Origin of the sequence: Acidovorax sp. LjRoot66 (genome assembly GCF_964253305.1) — a bacterium.
GTDB lineage: Bacteria > Pseudomonadota > Gammaproteobacteria > Burkholderiales > Burkholderiaceae_C > Acidovorax.
Genome location: NZ_CAXUQU020000001.1, coordinates 4801845 through 4825546, shown reverse-complemented (window position 1 = coordinate 4825546; position 23702 = coordinate 4801845). Strand labels below are relative to the sequence as shown.

General features: G+C 68.1%; 26 protein-coding genes. 14 read left to right on the top strand and 12 right to left on the bottom strand.

The features are described from left to right. Positions 1–3: 3 nt before the first annotated feature. A complete protein-coding gene (locus tag ACSQ3Y_RS22675) occupies positions 4–942 on the top strand; it encodes a dienelactone hydrolase family protein (RefSeq protein ID WP_436178961.1) in 939 nt (312 codons plus the stop codon). Positions 943–975: 33 nt separating this feature from the next. Here the strand turns inward: ACSQ3Y_RS22675 and ACSQ3Y_RS22670 are convergent, their stop codons facing one another. The 5 genes from ACSQ3Y_RS22670 to ACSQ3Y_RS22650 all read right to left on the bottom strand — a co-directional run bounded on the left by ACSQ3Y_RS22670 (position 976) and on the right by ACSQ3Y_RS22650 (position 5926). Beyond that, a complete protein-coding gene (locus tag ACSQ3Y_RS22670; protein ID WP_057203765.1) occupies positions 976–2019 on the bottom strand; it encodes a GGDEF domain-containing protein in 1044 nt (347 codons plus the stop codon). 36 nt (positions 2020–2055) lie between these two features. Next, positions 2056–2859, bottom strand: coding sequence for a tRNA (guanosine(46)-N7)-methyltransferase TrmB (gene trmB / locus ACSQ3Y_RS22665; RefSeq protein WP_436178960.1), 804 nt, complete (start codon positions 2857–2859; stop codon positions 2056–2058). After that, positions 2817–3758 carry a tRNA glutamyl-Q(34) synthetase GluQRS gene (gene gluQRS / locus ACSQ3Y_RS22660; protein WP_436178959.1) on the bottom strand — a complete coding sequence of 314 codons (942 nt, stop codon included), beginning with the start codon at positions 3756–3758 and terminating at the stop codon, positions 2817–2819. The genes trmB and gluQRS overlap by 43 nt, the downstream gene beginning before the upstream one ends. After that, complete coding sequence (locus ACSQ3Y_RS22655; protein WP_157422185.1) at positions 3755–4912, bottom strand: NAD(P)/FAD-dependent oxidoreductase; 1158 nt, start codon at positions 4910–4912, stop codon at positions 3755–3757. Before ACSQ3Y_RS22655 ends, gluQRS begins: the two co-directional genes overlap by 4 nt. A gap of 75 nt (positions 4913–4987) precedes the next feature. Then, a complete protein-coding gene (locus ACSQ3Y_RS22650; protein WP_057269757.1) occupies positions 4988–5926 on the bottom strand; it encodes a LysR family transcriptional regulator in 939 nt (312 codons plus the stop codon). A gap of 105 nt (positions 5927–6031) precedes the next feature. Between ACSQ3Y_RS22650 and ACSQ3Y_RS22645 the strand changes: the two genes are divergently transcribed. The 4 genes from ACSQ3Y_RS22645 to ACSQ3Y_RS22630 all read left to right on the top strand — a co-directional run bounded on the left by ACSQ3Y_RS22645 (position 6032) and on the right by ACSQ3Y_RS22630 (position 8943). After that, positions 6032–6733, top strand: a complete 702-nt coding sequence (locus ACSQ3Y_RS22645) for a pirin family protein (RefSeq protein WP_057269732.1) — start codon at positions 6032–6034, stop codon at positions 6731–6733. Positions 6734–6786: 53 nt separating this feature from the next. Further along, entirely contained in the window at positions 6787–7200 is a 414-nt protein-coding gene (locus ACSQ3Y_RS22640) for a DoxX family protein (RefSeq protein WP_057269733.1), read from the top strand. 51 nt (positions 7201–7251) lie between these two features. Further along, positions 7252–7803 carry a flavodoxin family protein gene (locus ACSQ3Y_RS22635; protein WP_057269734.1) on the top strand — a complete coding sequence of 184 codons (552 nt, stop codon included), beginning with the start codon at positions 7252–7254 and terminating at the stop codon, positions 7801–7803. A 240-nt stretch (positions 7804–8043) separates the two neighbouring features. Continuing rightward, entirely contained in the window at positions 8044–8943 is a 900-nt protein-coding gene (locus tag ACSQ3Y_RS22630; protein ID WP_436180159.1) for a pirin family protein, read from the top strand. A 57-nt stretch (positions 8944–9000) separates the two neighbouring features. Here ACSQ3Y_RS22630 and ACSQ3Y_RS22625 read toward each other — a convergent pair whose 3' ends face one another. The 4 genes from ACSQ3Y_RS22625 to ACSQ3Y_RS22610 form a co-directional block, all read right to left on the bottom strand. Then, complete coding sequence (locus tag ACSQ3Y_RS22625) at positions 9001–9747, bottom strand: sulfurtransferase (RefSeq protein WP_057269736.1); 747 nt, start codon at positions 9745–9747, stop codon at positions 9001–9003. A gap of 140 nt (positions 9748–9887) precedes the next feature. Further along, positions 9888–10742: a MinD/ParA family protein gene (locus ACSQ3Y_RS22620; protein ID WP_057203758.1), complete on the bottom strand. Its 855-nt coding sequence runs from the start codon at positions 10740–10742 to the stop codon at positions 9888–9890. A gap of 10 nt (positions 10743–10752) precedes the next feature. Beyond that, positions 10753–11520 carry a GGDEF domain-containing protein gene (locus ACSQ3Y_RS22615; protein WP_057203757.1) on the bottom strand — a complete coding sequence of 256 codons (768 nt, stop codon included), beginning with the start codon at positions 11518–11520 and terminating at the stop codon, positions 10753–10755. A gap of 84 nt (positions 11521–11604) precedes the next feature. Continuing rightward, the gene (locus ACSQ3Y_RS22610) at positions 11605–13302 is read right to left on the bottom strand and encodes a SulP family inorganic anion transporter (RefSeq protein ID WP_436178958.1); all 1698 of its coding nucleotides are present in this window, start codon (positions 13300–13302) and stop codon (positions 11605–11607) included. 128 nt (positions 13303–13430) lie between these two features. Between ACSQ3Y_RS22610 and ACSQ3Y_RS22605 the strand changes: the two genes are divergently transcribed. The 3 genes from ACSQ3Y_RS22605 (at position 13431) to ACSQ3Y_RS22595 (ending at position 15664) form a co-directional block, all read left to right on the top strand. Further along, on the top strand, positions 13431–13889 hold the full coding sequence (locus tag ACSQ3Y_RS22605; protein ID WP_057203755.1) for a BON domain-containing protein: 459 nt from the start codon (positions 13431–13433) through the stop codon (positions 13887–13889). A 287-nt stretch (positions 13890–14176) separates the two neighbouring features. Beyond that, positions 14177–15406, top strand: a complete 1230-nt coding sequence (locus tag ACSQ3Y_RS22600) for a PLP-dependent transferase (RefSeq protein WP_436178957.1) — start codon at positions 14177–14179, stop codon at positions 15404–15406. A gap of 72 nt (positions 15407–15478) precedes the next feature. Continuing rightward, positions 15479–15664, top strand: coding sequence for a hypothetical protein (locus ACSQ3Y_RS22595; RefSeq protein ID WP_057203754.1), 186 nt, complete (start codon positions 15479–15481; stop codon positions 15662–15664). A gap of 69 nt (positions 15665–15733) precedes the next feature. Here the strand turns inward: ACSQ3Y_RS22595 and ACSQ3Y_RS22590 are convergent, their stop codons facing one another. Beyond that, positions 15734–16408, bottom strand: coding sequence for an arylesterase (locus ACSQ3Y_RS22590; RefSeq protein ID WP_436178956.1), 675 nt, complete (start codon positions 16406–16408; stop codon positions 15734–15736). A 15-nt stretch (positions 16409–16423) separates the two neighbouring features. On the opposite strand from ACSQ3Y_RS22590, the gene ACSQ3Y_RS22585 reads away from it, so the two are divergent. From ACSQ3Y_RS22585 to ACSQ3Y_RS22570, 4 genes are all read left to right on the top strand, one after another. After that, positions 16424–17119: an ABC transporter ATP-binding protein gene (locus tag ACSQ3Y_RS22585; RefSeq protein ID WP_007859298.1), complete on the top strand. Its 696-nt coding sequence runs from the start codon at positions 16424–16426 to the stop codon at positions 17117–17119. A 167-nt stretch (positions 17120–17286) separates the two neighbouring features. After that, positions 17287–18033, top strand: coding sequence for a 23S rRNA (guanosine(2251)-2'-O)-methyltransferase RlmB (gene rlmB / locus ACSQ3Y_RS22580; RefSeq protein ID WP_007859295.1), 747 nt, complete (start codon positions 17287–17289; stop codon positions 18031–18033). Positions 18034–18037: 4 nt separating this feature from the next. Beyond that, the gene (locus ACSQ3Y_RS22575; protein ID WP_057203752.1) at positions 18038–18775 is read left to right on the top strand and encodes an SIR2 family NAD-dependent protein deacylase; all 738 of its coding nucleotides are present in this window, start codon (positions 18038–18040) and stop codon (positions 18773–18775) included. Between the two features lie 139 nt (positions 18776–18914). Beyond that, positions 18915–20081: an ABC transporter substrate-binding protein gene (locus ACSQ3Y_RS22570; protein ID WP_057203751.1), complete on the top strand. Its 1167-nt coding sequence runs from the start codon at positions 18915–18917 to the stop codon at positions 20079–20081. 55 nt (positions 20082–20136) lie between these two features. On the opposite strand, the gene ACSQ3Y_RS22565 is transcribed toward ACSQ3Y_RS22570, so the two are convergent. Both ACSQ3Y_RS22565 and ACSQ3Y_RS22560 read right to left on the bottom strand, forming a co-directional pair. Next, entirely contained in the window at positions 20137–20742 is a 606-nt protein-coding gene (locus ACSQ3Y_RS22565) for a hypothetical protein (RefSeq protein WP_057203750.1), read from the bottom strand. A 2-nt stretch (positions 20743–20744) separates the two neighbouring features. Next, positions 20745–21188: a hypothetical protein gene (locus ACSQ3Y_RS22560; protein ID WP_157412603.1), complete on the bottom strand. Its 444-nt coding sequence runs from the start codon at positions 21186–21188 to the stop codon at positions 20745–20747. A gap of 273 nt (positions 21189–21461) precedes the next feature. On the opposite strand from ACSQ3Y_RS22560, the gene ACSQ3Y_RS22555 reads away from it, so the two are divergent. Together ACSQ3Y_RS22555 and ACSQ3Y_RS22550 are read left to right on the top strand one after the other, a co-directional pair. After that, positions 21462–23306, top strand: a complete 1845-nt coding sequence (locus ACSQ3Y_RS22555; RefSeq protein WP_057269738.1) for a sensor histidine kinase — start codon at positions 21462–21464, stop codon at positions 23304–23306. After that, positions 23303–23698 carry a response regulator gene (locus ACSQ3Y_RS22550; protein ID WP_057203747.1) on the top strand — a complete coding sequence of 132 codons (396 nt, stop codon included), beginning with the start codon at positions 23303–23305 and terminating at the stop codon, positions 23696–23698. Before ACSQ3Y_RS22555 ends, ACSQ3Y_RS22550 begins: the two co-directional genes overlap by 4 nt. Positions 23699–23702 lie beyond the last annotated feature (4 nt).

Sequence of the window (23702 nt, the reverse complement as noted above, 5' to 3'; positions counted from 1 at the left end):
CCGATGGACCTGCCTGGACTGATCCCCAAACCGGGCCGCTGCCTGCTCGCCATGGCTTTGGGGCTATGGGTGGCCTGTGCCGCAGGCGCCCCGTCGGATGCTGTGGAGCGCGTGCAGTTCCAGGCGCCTGCCGGTGAGTCGGGTGGCTCGGTGACCCTGCAGGCCTGGTGGTACCGCCCGCCCGCCGCACTGGCCCCGGCCACGGGCAAGGACACCAGGCCCCTGCCTGCCGTGATCCTGCTACACGGCTGCGGCGGCATGCTCAACCGGCGCGGCCAGCCGGCAGAGCGCATGCGCGAGTATGCGGACCTGCTCAACCAGCAGGGCTGGCATGCCCTGGCCGTGGATTCGCTGACACCGCGCGGCGAAAAGGAGCTGTGCACCCAGCGCGTGGGCACGCGCAAGATCAACCAGAACGACCGCCGCCGCGATGCGCTGGCCGCCCTGCAGTGGCTGGCCGCCCAGCCGGGCGTGGACGGCCAGCGGCTGGCGCTGCTGGGTTGGTCGCACGGCGGCAGTGCCGTGCTGGCTGCCAGCAACCTGCGCCATGCCGACGTCGCCGCTGCCAAGGTGCTGCCGCGCCTGTCCGTGGCTTTTTACCCGGGTTGCGGTTCCGACCTGCGCGGTGGCTACCGGCCGGCCGCCGATACGCTGATGCTCGTCGGCAAGGCGGACGACTGGACCCCTGCCGCACCCTGCCAGGCCCTGGCTGCGCCGCGCGGCACACCACGCGACGATATCCCGGGCAGCCGCGAGGTGCGGGTGGTGGCCTACGAGGGCGCCTACCATGGCTTCGATGGCACCGTGCCCTTGCGCCTGCGCACCGACGTGCCCAACGGCGTGTACCCGGGGCAGGGCGTGCATGTGGGTGGCCACCCGGTGGCGCGCGAGCAGTCGCGCAAGGAGTTGCTGGCCGCCCTGGGCAAGGCGTTCAACCGCTGACCTGCAGAAGGCCTGCGGTAGGCCCTCGGCGGGTCAGAACAGCTCTACATCGTCGTTGGAGACCTTGGCCGTGAGGTGCCCGCCGGCAATCAGGTCTTCGTAGAAGCAGACCTGGTTGCGGCCGTGCTCCTTGGCGTAGTAGAGCGCCTGATCGGCCTGGCCCAGAATTTCGACCGGGGAGCCACGCGAGGTGCCCACGAAACCCAGGCTCACCGTCACCCGGCCCACCTGCGGAAAGTCGTACTCCTGCACGGTCTCGCGGAAGCGGTTGAACACCTTGTGCGCCCGCGCCAGCGTGATGTTGCGCAGCAGCACCACGAACTCCTCGCCACCAAAGCGGAAGATGCGGTCGTGCGAGCGGAACGAGGTGCGCAGGATGTTGGCGATCAGGATCAGCACCTCATCGCCGTAGAGGTGGCCGAAGCGGTCGTTGACCAGTTTGAAGTGGTCGATGTCCACCACGGCCAGCCAGTTCTGCGCGGGCTCGCTTTCGGAGGCCACTTCTTCGGTGACCAGCGCTTCGGCGCTTTGCGGGCGGTTGCTGCTCAGGCCGCTGGCGGTTCGGGAGAACTGCTCGTCGAAGGTCTTGCGGTTGAACAGGCCGGTCAGCGCGTCGCGTTCGCTGTAGTCCAGCAGGTTCTGGTAGTTCTGGTAGACCAGGAACACGCCCTTGATGACTTCGAGCTTGTGGGCCGAGAACGGGCGCGACTGCGTGATCTCCAGGCAGGTGCTGACCTTCTCGTGCATCCATACCGGCAGCCACAGCGTATGGCGCCCAGGGCGGTGCGAAAGCGCGCTGTCGCCCTGGCTCTTCACGCATTCGCACAGCTCGGGGTACTGCTCCAGCAGTTCGCGCCGGGGGTCGGCGGCAGCCTCGGAGTCGGTGGAGACCAGTTGCCCGTCCTCCACCCAGGTGCGTGGGCGCACATGGGCCACGCCCTTGTCGGTAAACAGCTCCAGCGCCCGGACCGCCTTGATGCCGCTGAGTTTTTGCAGGGTGGAGAGCACCGACACCTCCAGCCGCAGGTGGTCGCGGTGGCCGGTCATTTCAACCAGGTGTTGCAGGATGGGCTTCATAGGCGCGGTGATGGCGGTCGTCCGGTGGAGGGGGCGCTAATTGCGCCGCACAAACACAATATCCCACACGCCATGCCCGAGGCGCAGGCCGCGGTTCTCGAACTTGGTCAGTGGGCGGTAGTCCGGCTGCGGCGCAAAGCCGTCGGCGGTGTTGGCCAGCAGGGGCTCGGCACCCAGCACCTGCAGCATCTGTTCGGCGTAGGGTTGCCAGTCGGTGGCGCAATGCAGGTAGCCGCCGGGCTTGAGCCGGGCGGCCAGCTTGGCGACCAGCGGCGACTGGATCAGCCGGCGCTTGTTGTGCTTGGTCTTGTGCCAGGGATCGGGAAAGAAGATATGCACGCCATCGAGGCTGGCCGGGGCCAGCATGTGGTCGATGACCTCGACGGCATCGTGCTGCAGGATGCGGATGTTGCCGATCTCCTGCTCGCCGATGCGCTTGAGCAGGGCACCCACGCCGGGCTCGTGCACCTCGCAGCACAGGAAGTTGTCATCGGGGCGCACGCGCGCAATATGGGCCGTGGCTTCACCCATGCCAAAGCCGATCTCCAGGATCAACGGGGCGGTGCGGCCAAAGGCGGCAGGGGCGTCGAGCGGGGCGGCGGTGTAGGGCAGCACGAAGCGCGGGCCCAGGTCTTCGAAGGCCTTGGCCTGGCCCGTGGTGGTGCGCCCGGCGCGGCGCACAAAGCTCTTGATGGTCTTGGGGTGGGCAACGCCAGCGGGCGCGGCGTTGCCGGCTTGGGGGGGCCTGGCGGCGGGTGCCGCGCTGTCGGGGGCAGGGGAAAGGGATGGCAGTTCGGTCACGATGGGCCATTGTAGTTTCTGAACCACGCATTGGCCCATTGCGCCAGCGCATCCCCCGTGCAAGTGTTGTGCGGATGTGCCAGCGCAGGCAGCCCCAGGGCCTGTGCCGCCTGGGCCAGCGCCTGCAGGGGATCGTGCAGGTCCAGGGCCTGGGCACCGTTCTGCTTGGAGAGTTTCTCCCCGTTGTCGCCACGGACCAGGGGGGTGTGCAGGTACTGCGGCGTGGGCGCGCCGAGGGCCTGCTGCAGCAGGATCTGGCGCGGGGTGTTGTCGGCCAGATCCTCCCCACGAACGATGTGGGTAATGCCCTGGGCCGCGTCATCCACCACCACGGCCAATTGATAGGCCCACAGGCCGTCGGCGCGGCGCAGCACGAAGTCGCCGATCTCGGCCGCCACCTCTTGCTGCTGTTCACCCAGGCGCCTGTCGCTCCAGCGCGTGGGCAAGAGGCCTTCGGGCACCCGAAACCGCCAGGACCGGCCGCCCCGCCCATTCAGGCCATGGCGGCAGGTGCCAGGATAGGGCAGGGCCGCATGCCGCTCGCGCGCATGGCCGAGCGCGAGCTGGGCCTCCTCGATGTCCTTGCGCGAGCAGGCGCAGGGGTAGGCGGCATCCTGGGCGACGAGGTGGTCCAGGGCCTGCTGGTATGCGGCGCCCCGCGCCGATTGCCACAGCGGGGGCTCATCGGGCACCAGGCCGCAGGCGGCCAACTGCTGCAGGATGATCTCGCCTGCACCCGGGATGCAGCGCGGGGTGTCCACGTCCTCGATGCGCACCAGCCAGCGACCGCCACGCCCTCCGTTGAAGGCGCGGGCGTCGAGCCAACTGGCCAGGGCGGCCACCAGCGAGCCTGCATGCAGGGGCCCTGTCGGCGACGGCGCAAAACGGCCGATGTAGCCGGACCCGGGGCCCTGCACAGGGTCCTCGCCTTCTTTCATGCCACGGCGAGTGCCAGCTCCAGTCCGGACACGAAGGCATCTTCCAGGCGGTGGCCCAGGCACCAGTCGCCGCAGGCACCCAGGCCCAGTTGGGCGTCCCACAGGTGGCTGCGGCCCAGGGGGTGGGTGGTCTGGGCATAGCGCCAGCGCTGGGTCTGGGCGTGCGCGGGTTGTGCACGGATGCCGGTCACCTCGGCAAAGGCCTTGATCAGCTTGGCCTGCACGCGCTCGGCGTCGTCTTCGAGGTGTTCGGCCGACCAGGCAGGGCTGGCCTGCACGGTCCAGCGCTCCACGCTGGGGCGGCCGGGCTTGGAGGATTCGCGCGCCAGCCAGGCAATGCGGTGGTGCGTGCTGCGTGCGGCATTCCACTGCGGGCCCAGGGTGGTCAGGCCCGGGCGCACGGCCTGCGGGTAGGCCAACATCAATGTCCAGCAGGGGGCGATGGCGACGCTGGACAGGGCCGCTGACAGGCTGCTGTCGATGGCCGAGGTGGACAGCAGGGCCTGCGCGGGCGTGGCCGGCTGGGCCAGCAGCACGGCGTCGAAGCCGGCGTACACGTGGTGGCCGCCGTCGGGCCCTTCGGTGCGCAGTTGCCAGCCAGGGGCGTTCAAGGCGTCATGCTCGATGCGCGTGACGCAGGTGTCGGTGATCAGCCGGCCGGCCTGGGCCAGCGGTTCGGCCCAGGTGGCCACCAGCGACTGCATGCCGGGGCTGGCGACCCAGTGCGCTTCGCGCGTGGGCAGGCCGGCGGCGGTCACGCGGCCGGCAGCATCCAGCACGCGCACGGAATTGGCGCTCCAGCGCTTGCACACGCCGGGCACGGTGTCGATGGCGCGCGCAAAACGCGCATCGCGCACGGTGAAGTACTGCACGCCGGCGTCGAAGCCGCCAAAGGGTGAGTCGACGGTGGTCGTGCGTCCGCCGGCGGCGGAGGATTTTTCGAAGACGGTGACCTGGTGGCCCGCCTGCACCAGGGTGCGGGCGCAGGCAATGCCGGCCATGCCGGCGCCGATGATGGCGAAATGCCGGGGTGGCTTGGCACTGCCGGCGGTTTTGCGGGTGGAGGGGGTTGTCGTCGTGGTCGCCGCCGCAGCAGCAGGGCTGGGTGCAGGGCGTCGGGGCCGTTTGGCAGGGCGAGAAACAGGTTTGCTCATGGGAGGCCTTTCGGGAACGGTTGGCAGGAAAACTCCGACACCGACCACTCTACACGCCCCACGCAGGGCTGCGCATCAGAAATGATGGTGGTTTTCCAGCAGTGCGCGGCGTGTGGCGGGGCTTTGCAGCTGGTTGAGCCACCACTGCAGCGCGCGGCCGGGCGCGGTGAAGCCCGGGCCGCCCCAGGCGTAGTGGATGGGCACGCGGCGTTCGGGCCGCGCCACCTTGCGTGTCACCAGCCGCCCGGCTTCGAGGTAGGGGCGCACCATGGGCTCGGGCAAAAAGCCGCCGCCCAGCCCGCGCAACTGGGCGCGCACCTTGGCCTGCATGGTGTCCACCGTGAGCACGTCCTGCCCGCCCAGCAGGCCCATGGTGGCGCCGCCGCGCAGCGCCGAGTCGGCCACCGCCACGGCACGGTGCTGCAGCAGGGTGGCGTCGGTGATGGGCTCGGGCACCGATGCCAGTGCATGGTGCGGCGCCACGACGTAGATGAACAGCAGGTCGCCCAGCGTGGCCTGCTGCAGGCCCGCCACGCTGGATCCGGCAATGGTGACGCCGATGGCCAGGTCCGCCCGGCCCGAGGTCAGGGCCTCCAGCGTGCCGGTCATGATGCCGTCGCGCAGCTTCAGGCGGGTGGGGGGCGCCATGGCGTAGAAGGCATCCACCAGCTCCATCATGGTGTGCGGGGAAATGGCGCCATCGACCGAGATCGTGAGCTGCGGCTCCCAGCCCGTGGCCACGCGTCGCACGCGGTGGGCCACGGCGTCGATGTCCTGCAGCAGCCGCGCGCCCTCGCGCAGCAGCTCCACGCCGGCCTCTGTGGGGCGGGCCTGGCGCGCGCTGCGGTCAAAGAGCAGCACGTCCAGCGCATCCTCGATCTGGCGCACGCGGTAGGTCAGCGCGCTTGGCACCAGGCCCAACTGGCGCGCTGCGGCCGCAAAGCTGCCGGCCTCGGCGATCACCTGCAGCATGGCCAGGCTGTCGGGGGTCAGCACATCGCGTGGGTTTTGCATGGTGGTGCCATGGTAATTCAATTTTTTTGAATCATGCCATCAATGTGCCAGCGCCCGGAACAGGGAGCACAGGCCTAAAGTTGCGTCTTGAAAGGGCTACACACCATGCTGACTGTTCGCAAATCCCAAGACCGCGGCTACGCCGACCATGGCTGGCTGCAGTCGCACCACAGCTTCTCGTTTGCTGGCTACCACGATCCCGAGCACATGGGTTTTGGCAACCTGCGCGTGATCAACGAAGACCGCATCGCCGCAGGCATGGGCTTTGGCACCCATGGCCACCGCGACATGGAGATCATCAGCTACGTGCTGTCGGGGGAGTTGGCCCACAAGGACAGCATGGGCAACATCAAGGGCATCCCGCCCGGCGACGTGCAGCGCATGAGCGCGGGCACGGGTGTGCAGCACAGCGAGTTCAACCATGCAGAGGGTCAGACCACGCATTTTCTGCAGATCTGGCTGCTGCCCGACGTGCAGGGCATTGCACCCGGCTATGAGCAAAAGGCCTTTACCGATGCCGAAAAGCGCGGCACGCTCCGCCGGGTGGCCTCGCCCGACGGGGCCGACGGCTCCGTGACCGTGCACGCCGACGCCACGATCTACGCCGGCCTGTTCGACGGCGGTGAGTCGGCCACCCTGGCGCTCGACCCGGCCCGCAAGACCTATGTGCACCTGGTGCGTGGCGCGCTGCAGGTCAACGGGCAGGCGCTGTCGGCCGGTGATGCCGCGCTGATCGAGAAGGAAACGGCCCTGGCACTGACCGAAGGCCGCGATGCCGAAGTGCTGGTGTTCGATCTGGCCCCTTGACCTAATTTTTTGTCCGCCCCCTGTTCTTTACCTGTTACCTGAAGGAGTCCACCATGTTCAATTCCCTGCAAAACCCCCTGGCCCTGGCCTCGCGCCTGCTGCTGGCTGCCCTGTTCCTGCCTGCCGGCATCGGCAAGCTCACCGGCTTTGCCGGCACCGTGGGCTACATCGCCTCCGTGGGCCTGCCCATGCCCACCGTAGCGGCAGGCCTGGCCGCCGCCGTGGAAGTGCTGGGCGGCCTGGCGCTGGTCTTCGGCTTCGGTACCCGGTTTGCCGCACTGGCCCTGGCGTTCTTCACGCTGGTCGCCAGCTTCTTCTTCCATGCCTACTGGGCACTGCCGGCCGACAAGCAGATGATGCAGCAGCTGATGTTCTTCAAGAACGTGGGCGTGACCGGCGGCCTGCTGGCCCTGGCGGCCTTCGGCGCCGGTGGCTGGAGCGTGGACGCACGCCGTTCTTCCAACTGACGTCGCCATCCTGCGGCATGATGGCGTTTTAACGTTGCAAGGAACCGCCGCATGCTGCAGATCGCTGTCGTCTACCACTCGGGCTACGGCCATACCCAGCGCATGGCCCAGGCCGTGGCCGATGGCGCGGGTGCGCAGCTGATCGCCATCGATGCGGACGGCAGCCTGCCCGAAGGCGGCTGGGAAACCCTGGCCGCCGCCAGCGCCATCATCTTCGGCTCACCGACCTACATGGCTGGGCCCAGCTGGCAATTCAAGCGCTTTGCCGACGCATCGTCCAAGCCCTGGTTCAGCCAGGCCTGGAAGAACAAGCTGTTCGCCGGCTTCACCAACAGCGCCGCCACCAATGGCGACAAGCAGATCACGCTCGACTACCTGTTCCACCTGGCCATGCAGCATGGCGGCCTGTGGGTGGGGGCGGGCGTGCTGCCATCGAACTCCAAGGCCGCCACGCGCAACGACGTGAACTGGCTGGGCGCTTACAGTGGTGCCATGGCGCAATCACCTTCCGACGCTTCGGCCGGCGAGATGGCGCCGGGCGACTTGGACACAGCCCGTTTCCTGGGACAGCGTGTGGCCGAGCTGGCTGCACGCTTTAAGTGAAGCACCCCCTGTGTCGCTTCGCGCCTTCCCCCTCTCTCGTCTCGCTGCGCGAGCCGGGAGGGGGACGCCCCCAGCGCGGCGGGGCGGCCCTTGCGCGGGGGCACTGGCCTTGGCCGTGCCAATTTCATGCGTCGCAGCTGGCGCATAGCGCAATGAAGAACTGATTCCAACCCCACGACTACAGGAGCCTCCCATGCAACCATGCCATCGTCTTCGCGCCCCGTGCGCTGGAGCACGCTCATGAGCGGCGCATTGCGCCTGTCCGGCCATGCCAAGGACCTGGGCGGCGGCTTCACCGTGCGGCGCCTGCTGCCTGCCGTGCAGTGCCGCTCGGTAGGGCCGTTCATCTTCTTCGACCATTTCGGCCCGGTGTCGGTGGTGCCCGGCGCGGCGCACGATGTGCGGCCCCATCCGCACATCGGCCTGGCCACGGTGACCTACCTGTTCTCCGGCGCCATCATGCACCGCGACAACCTGGGCTACGTGCAGCAGATCGAGCCCGGCGCCATCAACTGGATGACGGCCGGCAACGGCATCGTGCACTCCGAGCGCCGGCCCGAGAGCTTGGCCGACATGACCTATGTGAACCACGGCATCCAGCTGTGGGCCGCGCTGCCGGTGGCGGCCGAGGAGGCCGATGCCTCCTTCGTGCACACGCCGGCCGCTGCCATTCCCGAGGTGCAGGTCGGTGATGCGGTGGTGCGTGTGCTGATCGGAACCGCCTTTGGCCAGACCTCGCCCGTGGCGACCTATGCGCCCACGCTGTACCTGGACGTGCAACTGCCTGCGGGCGGCGTGCTGGAATTGCCGGCGGCCCTGGCGCAGGAAATGGCCCTCTACCCCGTGGATGCCGAGCTGCTGCTCGACGGCGAGCCCTTGCCCGACCACACCCTGGCGGTACTGCCCGCAGGTGCTGCGGCGGCGCCCGTGCGGCTGCAGGCCGGCGACAGCGCCGTGCGCCTGATGGTCATCGGTGGCGACGCGCTCGACGGGCCGCGCCACATGTGGTGGAACTTCGTCTCCAGCCGCAAGGAGCGCATCGTGCAGGCCGCCGGGGACTGGGAAGCAGGCCGCATGAAGGTGGTGCCAGGCGAAACGGAATTCATCCCGCTGCCGGAGCACCGTTTCCGCGCGGATTGAGCAAGGGTCCACTGAAACCGAGAAATCGGCGCCGATTTCTCGGTTTCAGTGGACCAGTCAGGCCCCTTCAGGCTTGTCGGTGGACAGGTCGGCGGCCAGCACCCGGCGCTCGTCGAAGACGAAGCAGCCGCCGTGGTAGTGGGCTCCATCGGTTTCCTCGAAATACTTGAGGATGCCGCCTTCGAGCTGGTAGACATGCGGCAGGCCTTCCTCGCGCATGAGGATGGCGGCCTTCTCGCAGCGGATGCCGCCCGTGCAAAAGCTCACCACCGTCTTGTCGGCGAGTTCCTCCTTGTGCGCACGCAGGGCCGGGGGGAACTCGGTGAACTTGTCGATGCGCCAGTCGATGGCGTTGTCAAATGTGCCGTGGTCGACCTCGAAGGCATTGCGGGTGTCGAGCGTCACCACCTCGCGGCCTTCGTCGTCGTGGCCCTGCGCCAGCCAGCGGTGCAGCGTGGCCGGCGTCACCGCCGGGGCGCGGCCTGTGGAGGGCTGGATGGTGGGGTGGTCCATGCGGATGATCTCGCGCTTGACCTTGACCAGCATTTTGCGAAAGGGCACCGTGTCCGACCAGCTCTCCTTGGGCGCCAGGTCGGCAAAACGGGCGTCGGTGCGCAGCGCATCCACGAAACCGCGCACCGCTTGGGCCGGGCCCGCCAGGAAGAAGTTGATGCCTTCCTCGGCCAGCAAGATGGTGCCCTTGAGCTGCGCCGCAGTGGCGCGCTCGTGCAGCAGGTCGCGCAACGCATGCGCATCGGGCAGCGGCACGAATTGGTAGCAGGAGATGTTGAGGACGTCGTTCACGGCGATGGCCTGTTTACACGGGTTCTGGGAAAGGAGTGTTCTGCCGGGGGCGACTCTCCGGACGGGCGCGGTTACGGCCTGATTGTCGCGCTGCTGCCGGCCCCTGGCCCGTAGCCTGGCGGGTTGCCCGCCAGGTTCCCTCAGGGGGCGGGTACCAGCAGCGTGGTCTCGATCTTGTTGGCCAGCTGGGCGATGGCCAGCGACGCCGGGCAGCCCGGCGTGTTGAGCAGCAGCAGCTGGCGGCGCATCACGGCGTCGCGCACCGACGGGTCGGCCGGGATGTCGCCCATGTGGATCAGCCGCACTCCGCGGCCGGTCTCGGTGCTGACGAAGCGGTCCAGCACCTGCTGCAGCTGGCTGGTGATGGCCCGGCCATCGCCCGGGCGGGCGGCCTGGTTGATCACCATGCGCACATGCTGGCGCTTTTGCTGCATGGCCAGCACCTTGATGGCGGCGTAGGCGTCGGTCAGCGAGGTGGGCTCGGGCGTGGCCACGATCAGCACCTCGGAGGCCAGCGAAATCGAGAACAGCACCACGTCCGAGATGCCGGCGCCGGTGTCCAGCAGGATCACGTCGTAATTGGGCGCCAGTGCCTGGATCACGTTCAGGAACTGGTTGCGCACCTCGGGCGTGAGGCGCGAATACTCCACCATGCCCGAGCCGGCCAGCAGCACCGAGAAGCCGCCGGGCGCCTGGATCACGGCGTCTTCCAGCAAGGCCTTGCCGGTGAACACGTCGTGCAGGGTGATCTTGGGGTGCAGGTTGAGCACCACGTCCAGGTTGGCCAGGCCCAGGTCGGCGTCGAGCACGAGCACACGCTGGCCGCGCCGCGTGAGCGCTGCCGCGAGGTTGGCCGACACGAAGGTCTTGCCCACGCCGCCCTTGCCGCTGGTGATGGCAATGATGCGCGCACCGGTGGCCGCCGCGCCGGGTGGGCGGCCGGGCGAGGGTGGGGCGTCGGAGGATGTGGGTGGGGGGGACAGCGCGTCGCTCATCTTCTAACTTTCAGTTGGCGCTGCCTGTTGGGTCCAGCGGGGGCAGATCGCCCCAGCCCGAGGGGGTGTACAAGGGGCCGAACAACAGGCTCTTCTCTTCGGCACTGACGGTGCTGTCGGGCTGCTCTTCGATGCTCACCCGGTTGCGGCCCGACGATTTGGCCTGGTAGAGCTGGTGGTCGGCCCGGTCGGTCCACAGCAGGGTGGTCGAACGGATCCATTGCAGGGCGAAGGCCCCGCCAACGCTCACCGTGACATTCAGTTCCACGGAGGGCGAGATTCTGACAGGTGTGTTGGCCACGGCACGGCGGATGCGTTCTGCCACCACCTTGCCAAACGCGGCCTGGCAGGCGGGCAGCACCACCGCGAACTCCTCGCCGCCGTAGCGTGCCAGGGTGTCCATGGGGCGCACGCAGGCGCTCAGGGTGCGTGCCACCGACTGCAGCACCACGTCACCGGCCAGGTGGCCATGGGTGTCGTTGACCGCCTTGAAGTGGTCGATGTCCAGCATCAGCAGCAGGGCCGCCTCGCCCGAGCGCGTCACGCGGTCGATCTCGCGCTCGAGCACGGCGCGAAAATGCCGACGGTTGGCCAGCCCGGTGAGGGGGTCCTTGAGGGAGAGTTCGCACAGACCGTCGATCAGGCCCTGGAGGTAGCGCGACGGTGCTTCGCGTTGCAGGGAGGCTTCGCTGCCGGCCGCCTGCGCCACGAGGGCGTGTGCAATGTCCAGACGCAGATCGCGCAGGTCTACGAGATGAGAGGCCGCAGAGTCAGACACAAATGGATAAGGCAGAGTTCGTTGAGTGTAGCAGCGGGACGGCGCAAAAATGCAGCTTCTGGGCGGGCCGTGGGGTGATACGGCTCAGGTGGCTGCACCCTCAGGGTCGGGCGGTGGTATCTGCTGCAGCGCCTGCAGGGCCTCGGCGTCGGTGCGGTACATCTGCAGCCCCGGGCCGGGTTCGAGCAAGCAGGCGCGGCGCAGCACCTGGTCCACCGGCAGTTTCATGCCGCTCACGTGCAGTATGCCGCCACGCGCCTGCATCAGGGCGCGCAGCGCGGCAAAGGTCTCCACGCCGGTGATGTCGATGCGGTTGATGGGCTGGGCCATGAGGCACAGGTGGACGATGGCGGGGTCGGCGGCCAGGTGGTCGGTCACATGCCGCTCCAGCGCGCTGGCCGAGCCGAAATCGAGCTCCGCATCCATGCGCAATGCCAGCAACTGGGGGGCCAGGGGCGGCAGGTGCCACAGGTGGCGGTCGCGCAGGCTGCCATCGGGGTGCAGGCCGACCTCGATAATGCGCGGGTGCAGGCGCTGGTACAGAAAGTGGCTCAGGTTCATCACCAGCCCCACCAGCACGCCCCAGTACATGCGCGGTGCGGTGGCCAGCGTCAGCGCAAAGGTCACGCCGGCCATCACAGCCTCGACACGCGAGATGCGCCACAGGCGCAGCAGGGTGGCGGGCTTGATGAGGCTGGTTACCGCCGTGACCACCACGGCCGCCAGCACCGACTGCGGCACGTGGTAGAGCGCCGGCGTGAGCCACAGCAGCACCACCAGCACCAGGGCGATGGCGAACACCGTGGCCCAGCCGGTGCGGGCACCGGCATACAGGTTGATGGCCGAGCGCGAGAACGAGGCGCTGGTGGCAAAGCTGCCGCACAGGCCGCTGCTGATCTTGGCCAGGCCCTGGCCGATCAGGTCCTGGTTCTCGTTCCAGCGCTCGCCCGAGCGCTGGCTCTCCACCTTGGCGCTGGAGGCGGTTTCGAGAAAGCTCACCAGCGTGACCACCAGCACCGGCATCACCAGTGCGGAAAACTGCGACCAGGACAGCAGGCCCGGCCAGTACAGGGACGGCAGCCCCTCGGGCAGCGTGCCGACCACCGAGCCGCCACTGTCGGCATAGCCCAGCGCCCAGCTCAGCGCCCCGGCAGCACCCACGACCACGATGGCGGCCGGAAAGTTCGGGCGCCAGCGCCGGGCCAGCACCAGCAGCGCCAGGCTGCCCAGGCCGAAGGCGGCAGCCACCAGGTCGAAATGGCCCAGCGACGGGGTGGACCACAGGGCGCCGAGGTCCGAGCGCAGGCCGGTGAAGGCGCGCAACTGGGAGGCTAGGATCAGCAGCGCGGCCGCCTGCGTGAAGCCGCTGAGCACGGGCGAGGTCACCAGGTTCAGCAGCCAGCCAAAGCGTGCCATGCCCATCACCAGCTGCAGCAGGCCCGAGAGCAGGGCCATCCACGCCGCCAGGGCCACCCACTGCGCGCTGCCGGGCTCGGCCAGCCCGGTCAGGGAGGCGCCGATCAGCAGGCTGGTGAGGGCCGTGGGCCCCACGCCCAGCCGGGTGGAGGAGCTGAACAGCACGGCCACCAGGGCCGGGATCAGCGAGGCGTAGATGCCGGTCACCAGCGGCATGCCGGCCAGGGCCGCATAGGCCACACCCTGTGGCACCAGCATCAGCCCCACGGTCATGCCGGCCGAAAACTCCCCTTTGAGCAGGTGGCGGTCGGGACGGGGCCAGGCGAGAAACGGAAGCCAGCGGGACAGGGAGGGCAGGGAAGGCATGGCCCCGATTGTCGCGCGCTTGTGCGGGCTGCCTGGCGTCCTACAGCCACTTCGGAGCTATCCGACCCTGTGCGCGCGTCGGTTTGCCTAAAGTACGAAGCATGTTTCAACCCGCAAGGAGCTTTCCCATGAACACCGCAACTACCGCTCAGCGCCCCCTTCACCGCATCGCCAGCGTGCTGGCCGTCAGCGCTCTGGCGCTGGGTCTGGCTGCTTGCAGCAAGACCGAAGACGCCACCGTGGGCCAGCGCCTGGACTCGGCCGTTGACCGCACCGAGCAGGCGGCCACCGAAGCCCGCATCAAGGCCGAGAGCGCCATGCAAAGTGCCGGCAACAAGATGGAGCAAGGCTCGCAGACCGCGATGGAAAAAATCGACGACGCCACCATCACAGCCCAGGTCTCTGCCGGCCTGGCCAAGGATCCTGACCTGAGCGCCATCAAGATCAATGTGGACACCGTCAATGGTTCCGTGACGCTGAACGGCCCCGCCACCACGCCTGCCGCCAAGGAGCGTGCCGAGACGATTGCCACCGCCGTGAAGGGCGTTACCTCGGTCAACAACCAGTTGACCGTCACACCGAGCTAAGGCACAGCCGTACCTGACGGCTTGCACCGGGCCCCGGGACTGTAAAGATACCGGACCCCACGCGCACCGGGCAGGGATGGACTTGCGACCCGCCAGTCGGGCAGCGAGCAGGCTGCCTCCTTCATCTTCATTGCGAGGACTGGCATTCGAAGACCGCCCATGCAAGTAATGCGTGCAATTCAAGCCATCGGCCATGCCCTGGCCTTTGCCTGCCCCCGAACAGGGGCCATGGCAAAAGAGCCGCGCCGCACAAGGTGATCCTTGTGCGGCGCGCTACCATTGGCTGCATGCAAGACCATGCCACCGACATCGCCTCCCGCCTCGTCCACCACGATTACCTTCCGCCTGCGGGTTTTCAGGCCCCCCAGACTGCCGTCTACAAGGCCTCGACCGTGATCTTCCCCAACGTGGCCGCCATGCGCAGCCGCGAGTGGAAGGACAAGAGCGGCTACACCTACGGCCTGCATGGCACCCCCACCACCTTCATCCTCGAAGAGCGCCTGTGCGCCCTGGAGGGTGGCCTGCAGTGCCTGTTGGTCCCGAGCGGACTGGCAGCGATTGCCAATGTGGCACTGGCGCTGCTCAAGCCCGGCGATGAACTGCTGATTCCCGACAATGTCTATGGCCCGAGCAAGGACCTGATCCACGGCGAGCTGCGCCGCTTCGGCATCACGCATGCGGTCTACGACCCGCTCGATCCGGCCGATCTGGCCGCGCGCATCACGCCTGCCACCCGCCTGGTCTGGCTTGAAGCGGCCGGCTCGGTCACCATGGAATTCCCCGACCTGTGCGAGCAGGTGCGCATTTGCCGCGCGCGCGGCGTCATGACGGCGCTGGACAACACCTGGGGCGCGGGCCTGGCGTTCGCGCCGTTCGACCTGCTGGGCGACGGCAGCCTGGGCGTGGATATCTCGGCCCATGCCCTGACCAAGTACCCCAGTGGCGGCGGCGATGTGCTCATGGGCAGCATCGTTACGCGCGACGAGGCGCTGCACATGCAGCTCAAGCTCACCCACATGCGCCTGGGCCTGGGCGTCGGTGGCAACGATGCCGAGGCGGTGTTGCGCTCGCTGCCCAGCATCGGCCTGCGCTACCGCGCGCACGACGAGGCGGCGCGCTCCCTGGCGTCCTGGATGCAGGCCCAGCCCGCCATCGCCCAGGTGCTGCACCCGGCATTGGCCGGTGCGCCGGGCCATGACCACTGGAAGGCGCTGTGCGGCGCAGCCTATGGCGGTGCGGGCGCGGCGGCCGGCCTGTTCAGCGTGGTGATCGATGCGCGCTTCGGCCAGGACCAAGTCGACGCCTTCTGCGACGGCCTGCGCCTGTTCAAGCTGGGCTACAGCTGGGGTGGGCCCATGAGCCTTGTGGTTCCTTATGAGCTGGCGCGCATGCGCGGCCGGCCCACGGCGCACCTGAAGCCCGGGACGCTGGTGCGGTTTTCCATCGGCCTGGAGGCGGTGGAGGACCTGCGCCAGGACCTGCAGCAGTCCCTGCAGCGGGCCTTTGCCCCCGCTTGACGGGCGCGGGGGTATGTCGGCAAACACAGGCCTAGCTGTTACAGTGGGCCTCTACTTCAGGAAGCAAACACCTTGGCAACACCCAACTACGGATACGAAAAGCGCCAGCGCGAGCTCGCAAAAAAGCAAAAAAAAGAAGAGAAGCTGCGCTCCAAAACCCAGCGCAGGCCGGATGACCCACAGGGTGACCAGCCAGCCGGTGGCAATGGCGATGGCGCACCGGGCGGCAACCAGCCCACGGGCGCACCAGGCGGCTGAGTCTTCGATCGCCGTGTCCGGCACCCTGCCGCGCCTCAATGGCCGCAGGCGGGTCCGGCAGCACGGCGCTCAGCGCAGCAGCTTTTTCAGCTCTGGCCACACGTTGGCCAGCATCTGCGGGTGCGCCTCTGCACGCGGGTGAATGCGGTCTGCCTGGAACAGGCGGGTAGGGTCCGGGCCATCGGCCACGCCCTTGAGGAAAAACGGCACCACGGCCACTTTTTTGGCCTGGGCCACGGTGGTGAACAGGCCGGCAAACCGGTTCGCGTAGTCGGTGCCATAGTTCGGCGGCACCTGCATCCCCACCAGCAAGACCTTGGCCCCGGCCTTTTGCGCCGCATCGGTCATGGCGCTCAGATTCTCTTCGGTGTTCTTGAGCGGCAGGCCGCGCAGCGCGTCATTGCCGCCGAGCTCGATCACCACCACGGCAGGCTTGTGCTGGGTCAGCAGGGCGGCCAGGCGTGAGCGCCCGCCCGAGGTGGTCTCGCCGCTCACGCTGGCATTGACCACGCGGCGCTCGATCTTTTCCTCCTGCAGCCGCTTTTCCAGGAGGGCCACCCAGCCGGCGCCGCGCGCCAGGCCGTACTCGGCGCTCAGCGAATCGCCCAGCACCAGAATGGCGGGCGCGCCTGGCGCGGAAGATGCAGGCGCCTGTGCCCAGGCTACGGGGGCGCAAACCCCTGCCAAACCCAGGATGCCCGCCGAGAGGATAAAGTGGCGCCGATACTGCAGATGTCGAATCAAAGCAAAGAACCTTTCATGTCCGAATCTTCCCCATCGCCCGTGACCCCCATTATTGCCGTCGAGCATGTCTTCAAGTCGGTCACGGATTCGACCGGTACGCTGGACATTCTGCGGGATATCGATTTCCGCCTGGCGCCAAGGGAAACTGCGGCCATCGTGGGGGCTTCGGGCTCTGGCAAGAGCACGCTCCTGTCCATCATCGCCGGGCTCGATACGCCCACGCGCGGCACGGTGCGCCTGGACGGCCATGACCTCTTCGCCATCGACGAGGACGAGCGCGCCGCGCTGCGCGCGCAGAAGGTGGGCTTCGTGTTCCAGAGCTTCCAGCTCATGGGCAACCTCACCGCGCTGGAGAACGTGATGCTGCCGCTGGAGCTGGCCAACCGGCGCGACGCGCGCAAGGCCGCTGCCGACATGCTGGCCCGCGTGGGCCTGGGCCAGCGCCTTTCGCACTATCCCAAGGTGCTCTCGGGCGGCGAGCAGCAGCGCGTGGCGCTGGCGCGAGCCTTCGTGGTGCACCCGGCCGTGCTGCTGGCCGACGAGCCCACGGGCAGCCTGGACTTTGCGACGGGCGAGACCATCATGCAGCTCATGTTCGAGCTCAACCGCGAGCAGGGCACCACGCTGGTACTGGTCACGCACGACCGCGGCATCGCCGCGCGCTGTGAGCGGCGCATCACCATTGATGCCGGGCAGGTTGCTGAGAACTAGGCTACCCCCTGAGGCGCTTCGCGCCTTCTCCCTGGAAGGGGGACGCCACCGGTGGCCTGGCAAAGCCAGTTCCACGGTGGCACTGGCCTTGACGCGCCAGTTGCATGGGCCTACAGCGCCATCGACAGCTGATAGGGAATCAGCTTCGTCCAGTCGATAATCAGGGCATGTCTTCCCCCAAAGTTCTTTTCGGCTTCCACGCCGTGGGCGTGCGTCTGAAGACCGCGCCCAAATCCGTCATCGAGATCTACTACGAGGTCACGCGGCGCGATGCGCGCATGCGCCAGTTCCTCGACCGGGCCCGCGAGGCCGGTGCCCGCCTGATCGAAGCTGACAGCGAGCGCATCGCCAAGCTGGCCGGCAGCCATGGCCACCAGGGCGTGGCGGCGCGGGTGGAGCCCGTGGCCCAGATCACCTCGCTCGACGAGCTGCTGGAGAACCTCGAAGCCGCTGGCGTCGAGAACCCGCTGCTGCTGGTGCTCGACGGCGTGACCGACCCGCACAACCTGGGCGCCTGCCTGCGCGTGGCCGATGGTGCCGGTGCCCATGCCGTCATCGCCCCCAAGGACCACGCCGTGGGCATCAATGCCACGGTGGCCAAGGTCGCCAGCGGAGCGGCCGAAACCATGCCCTACTTCATGGTCACCAACCTGGCGCGCACCCTGGGCGAGCTCAAGGAGCGCAACATCTGGTGCATAGGCACCAGCGACGATGCGCCCAAGACCGTCTACCAGGTGGACTTGAAGGGCCCCGTGGCCCTGGTGCTGGGCGCCGAGGGCGACGGCATGCGCCAGCTCACGCGCAAGACCTGCGACGAGCTGGTCAGCATCCCCATGAAGGGCGCGGTGGAAAGCCTCAATGTGTCTGTCGCCAGCGGCGTCTGCCTCTACGAGGCGCTGCGCCAGAGGACTTGACCGTATGCAGGAGGATCGCCTGGACACCGTGCGCGCCTGGGTGCAGGAGGCCCGGCACATCGCCGTGCTCACCGGCGCGGGCGTGAGCGCCGAATCGGGCGTGCCCACCTTTCGCGATGCGCAGACGGGCTACTGGGCCCAGTTCCGCGCCGAGGACATGGCCACCGAGGAGGGCTTTCGCGCCCATCCCGAGCGGGTCTGGAACTGGTACCAGCACCGGCGCCAGTTGATGGAGGGCGTGGCGCCCAACGCCGGGCACCTGGCGCTGGCGGCCTTCCAAGCGGCCCACCCGGGGCGGCTCACGCTGATCACCCAGAACGTGGATGGCCTGCACCAGCGCGCGGGCAGCACGGGCGTGCTGTGCCTGCATGGCGATCTGTTCGCCAACCGCTGGCTCGACACGCCGCGCAACTGCTGCCACATCGACGATGCAGTGGCCGGCAGCCCGCCGCATTGCGACCGCTGTGGCAACCGGCTGCGCCCCGGCGTGGTGTGGTTTGGTGAAATGCTGCCGCTGGCCGTGTTCGAGGCCGCTGAGCGGGCGGCGCAGGATTGCGACCTCATGCTGGTCGCCGGCACGGCAGGCGCCGTGTACCCGGCTGCAGGCCTGGCGCGCCAGGCGCGTGCGGTCGGTGCCCGTGTGGTCGTGGTCAACCCCGCCCCCAGCGAACTCGACGATGCCGCAGATGCCGTGCTGCGCGGTACGTCGGCAACCCTGCTGCCGCAGTTGCTGCAAGCCTGATCGGGCTACGCCTGGTTCAGGGGGCATGCCCCAAAATTGTGCGCTTTGTGCGACAGACTGTCGCAGACCGGACAAGTTGTCACGGGCCGTGCCTGTAGCCTGCGCCACCTTTGCACAATTCTCCGGGCACCTTCACATCATGAGCCGTCGTCACTTTCTCCTGCGCGCCACCCAGATGGCTGCGGCCACCAGCCTGCCTGTGTGGGCTTCCACGGCGAGCGCTGCCGAAGAACCGATGTCGGCCAGGCACATCAACCTGGGCTGCTCCATTGCCCTGACCGGGCCGCTGGGCCAGGCCGGCATCGAGCAGGTGGCGGGCATGAAGGCCGCGTTTGCCGAGCTGAACCAGGCCGGCGGCGTGCACGGCCGCGAGATCCGCATGGACGCCAAGGACGATGCCTACGTCGCCAGCCGCACCCTGCAGAACGTGACGCAGATGCTGGAGGCGCAGTCCATCTTCGCGCTGATCTCGCCCCTGGGAACGGCCAACACGGCCGCCATCCTGCCGCTGATCGAAGGCAAGGGCATCCCCACCGTGGGCCCCATCACGGGTGCGCCCTCGCTGCGCTCGGCCGAGCAGCGCAACGTGTTCTTCGTGCGCCCGAGCTACCGCGACGAAACCCAGCGCCTGGTCAAGCAGGTGGTGGAGATGGGCCTCAAGCGCATTTCCGTGGTCTACCTGGACAACCCCTTTGGCAAGGAAGTGCTCAAGGACATGTCGCGCGCGCTCGATGAGATCAAGGTCGAGCGCGCCGGCGAATTCGCCCTGGCGGTGGACGGCAAGAATGGTGCCGAGCTGGCCGAGAAGGTGGCCGCAGAGCGCCCGGGCGCCGTGCTGCTGGCCACCACCGGCACGGCCAACACGGCTTTCGTGCTGCCATTCCGTGCCAAGGCGGCCGGCGTGCCGCTGGCCGGCCTGTCGGTCACGGTGATCTCGTCGGAGCTGCCCAAGCTGGCCGCCGCCACGCGCGGCATGGCCCTGGTGCAGGTGTTCCCGGACGCGAATTCGCAAAAGTCGGTGGTGGTGCGCAAGTTCCAGAGCACCATGAAGGCCACGGGTGCCAATGCCGCCTTCATCAACAGCGGCAGCTCCCTGGAAGGCTGGGTCAATGCCCAGATCATGATCGAAGGCCTGAAGAACGCGGGCAAGGACCTGACCCGCGACAAGCTGCGCAATGGCCTGGCGGGTATCCGCTCGCTCTCGTTCGGCGACTTCAATGTCGGCTTTGGCAGCAAGGCACCCTACGTGGGCTCCGACTCGATCTACCTGGCCATCTACGCCGAGAACGCGCGCCGACTGAGCTGAGCCAAGGCCTTTCCCTGCATGCCTGCGGTCGGCGCACCAAGCGGCTGCGCCAGGCTCACAGGTACCACCGCCACGCCTGCAGCATGCCTTGCGCGGTGGCTTCGCTGCCGGTGAATGCCGCGAGCACGTGCGCCACCTGCGCGCGGCTGCTGGCCTTGAGCTCATAGGTGTCGTCGAGCGCATCGTCGCCCAGGGCCGCCAGGGCGTTGGCCACCGTGGCGATGGCGCCCAGCGCGGTGGGCAGGTCATCGGCAAAACGGTTCGGGTCGTTGAAGTTTCCTCGTCCCGCCATGTCGAACCAGACGCTACCGTCGTTGCGGTCCAGGATGAATGGGTTGGCGCCTTCCTGCGCGATCACCAGCCAGTGTGCAGGCCAGCCCTTGATCGGGTTGTCGGGGTTGCGTGACCAGGCATAGCCGTCCTGCCGTGCCCAGAGCTTGTGCAGCGGCGGCACGTCCACCGGGTTGCCCCCCGCGTTGATGGCGAGGCCCACCGGGCCTACCGACGCATGCCAGGTCTCGCCCCAGGGCCCCACCTCGCGGTAGAAGGCCTCCACGATGGCGGGCAGAGGGAAGGGCCCTTGCCAGTCGCTGGCGGGCTGGGGTTGCAGGTGGCCCCAGGGGGCGAGCAGCGGGCGCAGGCGGTCGAATGGCGCCACCATGGTCACTCCGAATGCACGTCGGTGAAGGCACCGTTGGCGGTGTTGATGTGGACGAGCTGGCTTGGCTCCCAGGGAATCTCGTAGCCCACCGAGCAGGCACTTTGCGTGGCCCCCGGGCCGTGGTCGGGATGCACTTCGATGAAGCAGGGCGTCAGAAAGCCCCAGAGCGTGCCTTCATTCAATGCAACCCCCGGTGGCACCACCTCGCATTCGAGCAGAAAGGCAACGAGCGCCGGGGTGGCGTCGTCGCGGATCTGCCGGGCATTGGCGAGCAAGCGCGAGAAAGCCTGGGCCTGCGCTGCCGTCGGCCCCTGTTTGGCGCCATGCACGCGCAGGGCAAATCCGTCGCCCAGGTGGGCAATGCCGACCGTTCCTTCCCAGACCTTGGACTGGCCTTCGGCGGACAGGGCACCGAAGGGTGCTGCCTGCAGGTTGCGGGTGAACATGCCCATGGGGTCCTTTGAGGCGGGTGTGGGGGTGCCCAAGTATCCTGCAGGATCCGCGCACTCGGCGATCCTCCCTGCTGCGGTACCGCCTGCAGATACCTGCGGTGCCTGCGGCGAACCCCGTGCCTGCGGTCGTCCTGCACAGGGCGGGGCCTGCCTGCAACCCGCCCGGGGAATATTTGGCTTGGCGTTTTGCGCAAGGCATGCCTAAGATGTTTCCAACGGGGGGCAGGGGGGTGAGCGACGGCCAGGCCCCTTCACGAAAAGGGCTGTATGGCATCTGATTTCTCCGGGGCCTACTGGGAGCACAATCCTGACGCGCTGCTGGTCATCGCGCCGGACGGTGCTGTCCTGCACTGGAACCCGGCAGCGGAAGCCACCTTCGGCTACACCGAGGCCGAGGCCCGGGGCCGCAGCCTGGCACAGCTGATTGTGCCGCCGGACCAGGTACACGACGAGGAGTCGATCTGCGCCGAAGCCCTGCAGTCCGGCGTGTCCGTGCACGAGTCGGTGCGCCGGCGCAAGGATGGCTCGCTGGTCCATGTGAACGTGTCCACCCGGGCTGTCTTTGGCGAGGGCGGTCAACTGGCCTACTTTCTGTCGAGCAAGAAGGACGTCACCCAGCTCAAGGTGCTGCGCGATGCCAAGCTGGTCGAGGCGCGCTTTCGCGACCTGCTCGAATCCACGCCCGATGCCATCGTGATGGTCAACGCCACCGGGCGCATCGTGCTCGTGAACTCGCAGGCCGAGCGGGTATTCGGCTACCCCCGGGCCCAGTTGCTGGGGCAGGCGGTCGAGGTGCTGCTGCCCCAGCGCTACCGCAACGCCCACCTGGGGCACCGCAGCGGCTTTTTCGTCCAGCCGCGCACGCGCACCATGGGGGCGGGTCTGGAGCTGTATGGTGTGCGCAGCGACGGCAGCGAGTTTCCGGTGGAAATCAGCCTGAGTCCACTGGAAACGGAAGAGGGCACCATGGTGATGAGCGCCATCCGCGACATCACGGCGCGCAAGAAGGCCGACCAGAAGTTCCGCGACCTGCTCGAATCGGCGCCCGATGCCATGGTGATCGTGGACCGGGATGGGAACATCGTGCTGGTCAACTCCCAGGCCGTCAAATTGTTCGGCTGGGCGCGCGAGGAGCTGCTGGGCCAGCCGATCGAGCTGCTGGTGCCCACGCGCCACCGCGGCCAGCACCCGCGGCACCGAGGGGGGTTCTTCACCGAGCCGCGCACCCGCTCCATGGGGGCAGGTCTGGACCTGTACGGCCTGCGCAAGGATGGCTCCGAGTTTCCGGTCGAGATCAGCCTGAGCCCGCTGGAGACCGAAGAGGGGCTGTTCGTCTCCAGTGCCATCCGCGACGTGACCGAGCGCAAGCGCTTCGAGCAGGCGCTGCGCGACAAGAACCTGGAGCTGGAGAACGCCGCGCTGGTCAAGGACCGCTTCCTGGCCAGCATGTCGCACGAGCTGCGCACGCCGCTGAATGCCGTCATCGGCTTCACCGGCACCCTGCTCATGCGCTTGCCGGGGCCCCTCAACGCCGAGCAGGAAAAGCAGCTGCGCATCGTGCAGACGGGCGCGCGCCACCTGCTGTCGCTGATCAATGACCTGCTGGACGTGGCCAAGCTGCGCGATGGCAAGCACGTGCTTCAGTGGGAGATGGTGGATTGCTGCGCAGTGGTGGAGGAGGTGGCTGCGACCTTGGGCCCTGATGCGCAGCGCAAAGGCCTGGCCTTCGTGGTGAGCATGCCCGAGCATGCAGTCCTTGTCCGCACCGACCGGCGCGCCCTCGCCCAGGTGGCCATCAACCTGGTGGGCAATGCCATCAAGTTCACGGGCCAGGGTCAGGTGCTGGTGCAGCTCGATGCGCCGGACCCGGCCAGCCCGCGGCTGAGCCTGCGCGTGCAGGACACCGGGCCCGGCATCCCCCTGGCGGACCAGTCGCGGCTGTTCGAGCCGTTCTCCCGGGTGGAGGGTGCCGAGCGGCACCAGGAGGGTTCGGGCCTGGGCCTGCACCTGAGCCGCAAGCTCGCCCAGGCGCTGGGCGGCGACATCACGCTGCACAGCCGGCCAGGCGAGGGCAGTACCTTCATTCTTGATTTGCCGGGAGCCCAGGGATGACCGCCCGCATCCTGGTCATCGAAGACGACGAAGCCAGCCGCATGCTGGTGACTTACCTGCTGGAGGCCGATGGCTACCAGGTCTACAGCGCGTCCAACGGGCGCGATGGCGTGCGCGCCGCGCTGGAGCATGGGCCCGATCTCATCCTGTCGGACCTGCAGATGCCGGTCATGGACGGTTACGAGGTGGCCAGGCTGCTGCATGCCGACCCCGGCTGGCGCCGGGCTCCGCTGGTCGCCGTGACGGCTTTTTCCATGCCCGGAGACAGGGAGAAGGCGCTGGAGGTGGGCTTCCAGGACCACATCTCCAAGCCCATCGACCCGGAGCGCTTCGTGCGCCAGGTCGAGGCCTATCTCTCGCCGTCATCGCGGGCGGTACGCCCGCCGCGGTGATCCA

Coding starts and splice junctions, on each gene's coding strand:
- ACSQ3Y_RS22675 (WP_436178961.1), top strand. CDS start 4: ATGGACCTGCCTGGACTGATCCCCAAACCGGGCCGCTGCCTGCTCGCC.
- ACSQ3Y_RS22670 (WP_057203765.1), bottom strand. CDS start 2,019: ATGAAGCCCATCCTGCAACACCTGGTTGAAATGACCGGCCACCGCGAC.
- trmB (WP_436178960.1), bottom strand. CDS start 2,859: ATGGGCCAATGCGTGGTTCAGAAACTACAATGGCCCATCGTGACCGAA.
- gluQRS (WP_436178959.1), bottom strand. CDS start 3,758: ATGAAAGAAGGCGAGGACCCTGTGCAGGGCCCCGGGTCCGGCTACATC.
- ACSQ3Y_RS22655 (WP_157422185.1), bottom strand. CDS start 4,912: ATGAGCAAACCTGTTTCTCGCCCTGCCAAACGGCCCCGACGCCCTGCA.
- ACSQ3Y_RS22650 (WP_057269757.1), bottom strand. CDS start 5,926: ATGCAAAACCCACGCGATGTGCTGACCCCCGACAGCCTGGCCATGCTG.
- ACSQ3Y_RS22645 (WP_057269732.1), top strand. CDS start 6,032: ATGCTGACTGTTCGCAAATCCCAAGACCGCGGCTACGCCGACCATGGC.
- ACSQ3Y_RS22640 (WP_057269733.1), top strand. CDS start 6,787: ATGTTCAATTCCCTGCAAAACCCCCTGGCCCTGGCCTCGCGCCTGCTG.
- ACSQ3Y_RS22635 (WP_057269734.1), top strand. CDS start 7,252: ATGCTGCAGATCGCTGTCGTCTACCACTCGGGCTACGGCCATACCCAG.
- ACSQ3Y_RS22630 (WP_436180159.1), top strand. CDS start 8,044: ATGAGCGGCGCATTGCGCCTGTCCGGCCATGCCAAGGACCTGGGCGGC.
- ACSQ3Y_RS22620 (WP_057203758.1), bottom strand. CDS start 10,742: ATGAGCGACGCGCTGTCCCCCCCACCCACATCCTCCGACGCCCCACCC.
- ACSQ3Y_RS22610 (WP_436178958.1), bottom strand. CDS start 13,302: ATGCCTTCCCTGCCCTCCCTGTCCCGCTGGCTTCCGTTTCTCGCCTGG.
- ACSQ3Y_RS22605 (WP_057203755.1), top strand. CDS start 13,431: ATGAACACCGCAACTACCGCTCAGCGCCCCCTTCACCGCATCGCCAGC.
- ACSQ3Y_RS22600 (WP_436178957.1), top strand. CDS start 14,177: ATGCAAGACCATGCCACCGACATCGCCTCCCGCCTCGTCCACCACGAT.
- ACSQ3Y_RS22585 (WP_007859298.1), top strand. CDS start 16,424: ATGTCCGAATCTTCCCCATCGCCCGTGACCCCCATTATTGCCGTCGAG.
- rlmB (WP_007859295.1), top strand. CDS start 17,287: ATGTCTTCCCCCAAAGTTCTTTTCGGCTTCCACGCCGTGGGCGTGCGT.
- ACSQ3Y_RS22575 (WP_057203752.1), top strand. CDS start 18,038: ATGCAGGAGGATCGCCTGGACACCGTGCGCGCCTGGGTGCAGGAGGCC.
- ACSQ3Y_RS22570 (WP_057203751.1), top strand. CDS start 18,915: ATGAGCCGTCGTCACTTTCTCCTGCGCGCCACCCAGATGGCTGCGGCC.
- ACSQ3Y_RS22565 (WP_057203750.1), bottom strand. CDS start 20,742: ATGGTGGCGCCATTCGACCGCCTGCGCCCGCTGCTCGCCCCCTGGGGC.
- ACSQ3Y_RS22560 (WP_157412603.1), bottom strand. CDS start 21,188: ATGTTCACCCGCAACCTGCAGGCAGCACCCTTCGGTGCCCTGTCCGCC.
- ACSQ3Y_RS22555 (WP_057269738.1), top strand. CDS start 21,462: ATGGCATCTGATTTCTCCGGGGCCTACTGGGAGCACAATCCTGACGCG.
- ACSQ3Y_RS22550 (WP_057203747.1), top strand. CDS start 23,303: ATGACCGCCCGCATCCTGGTCATCGAAGACGACGAAGCCAGCCGCATG.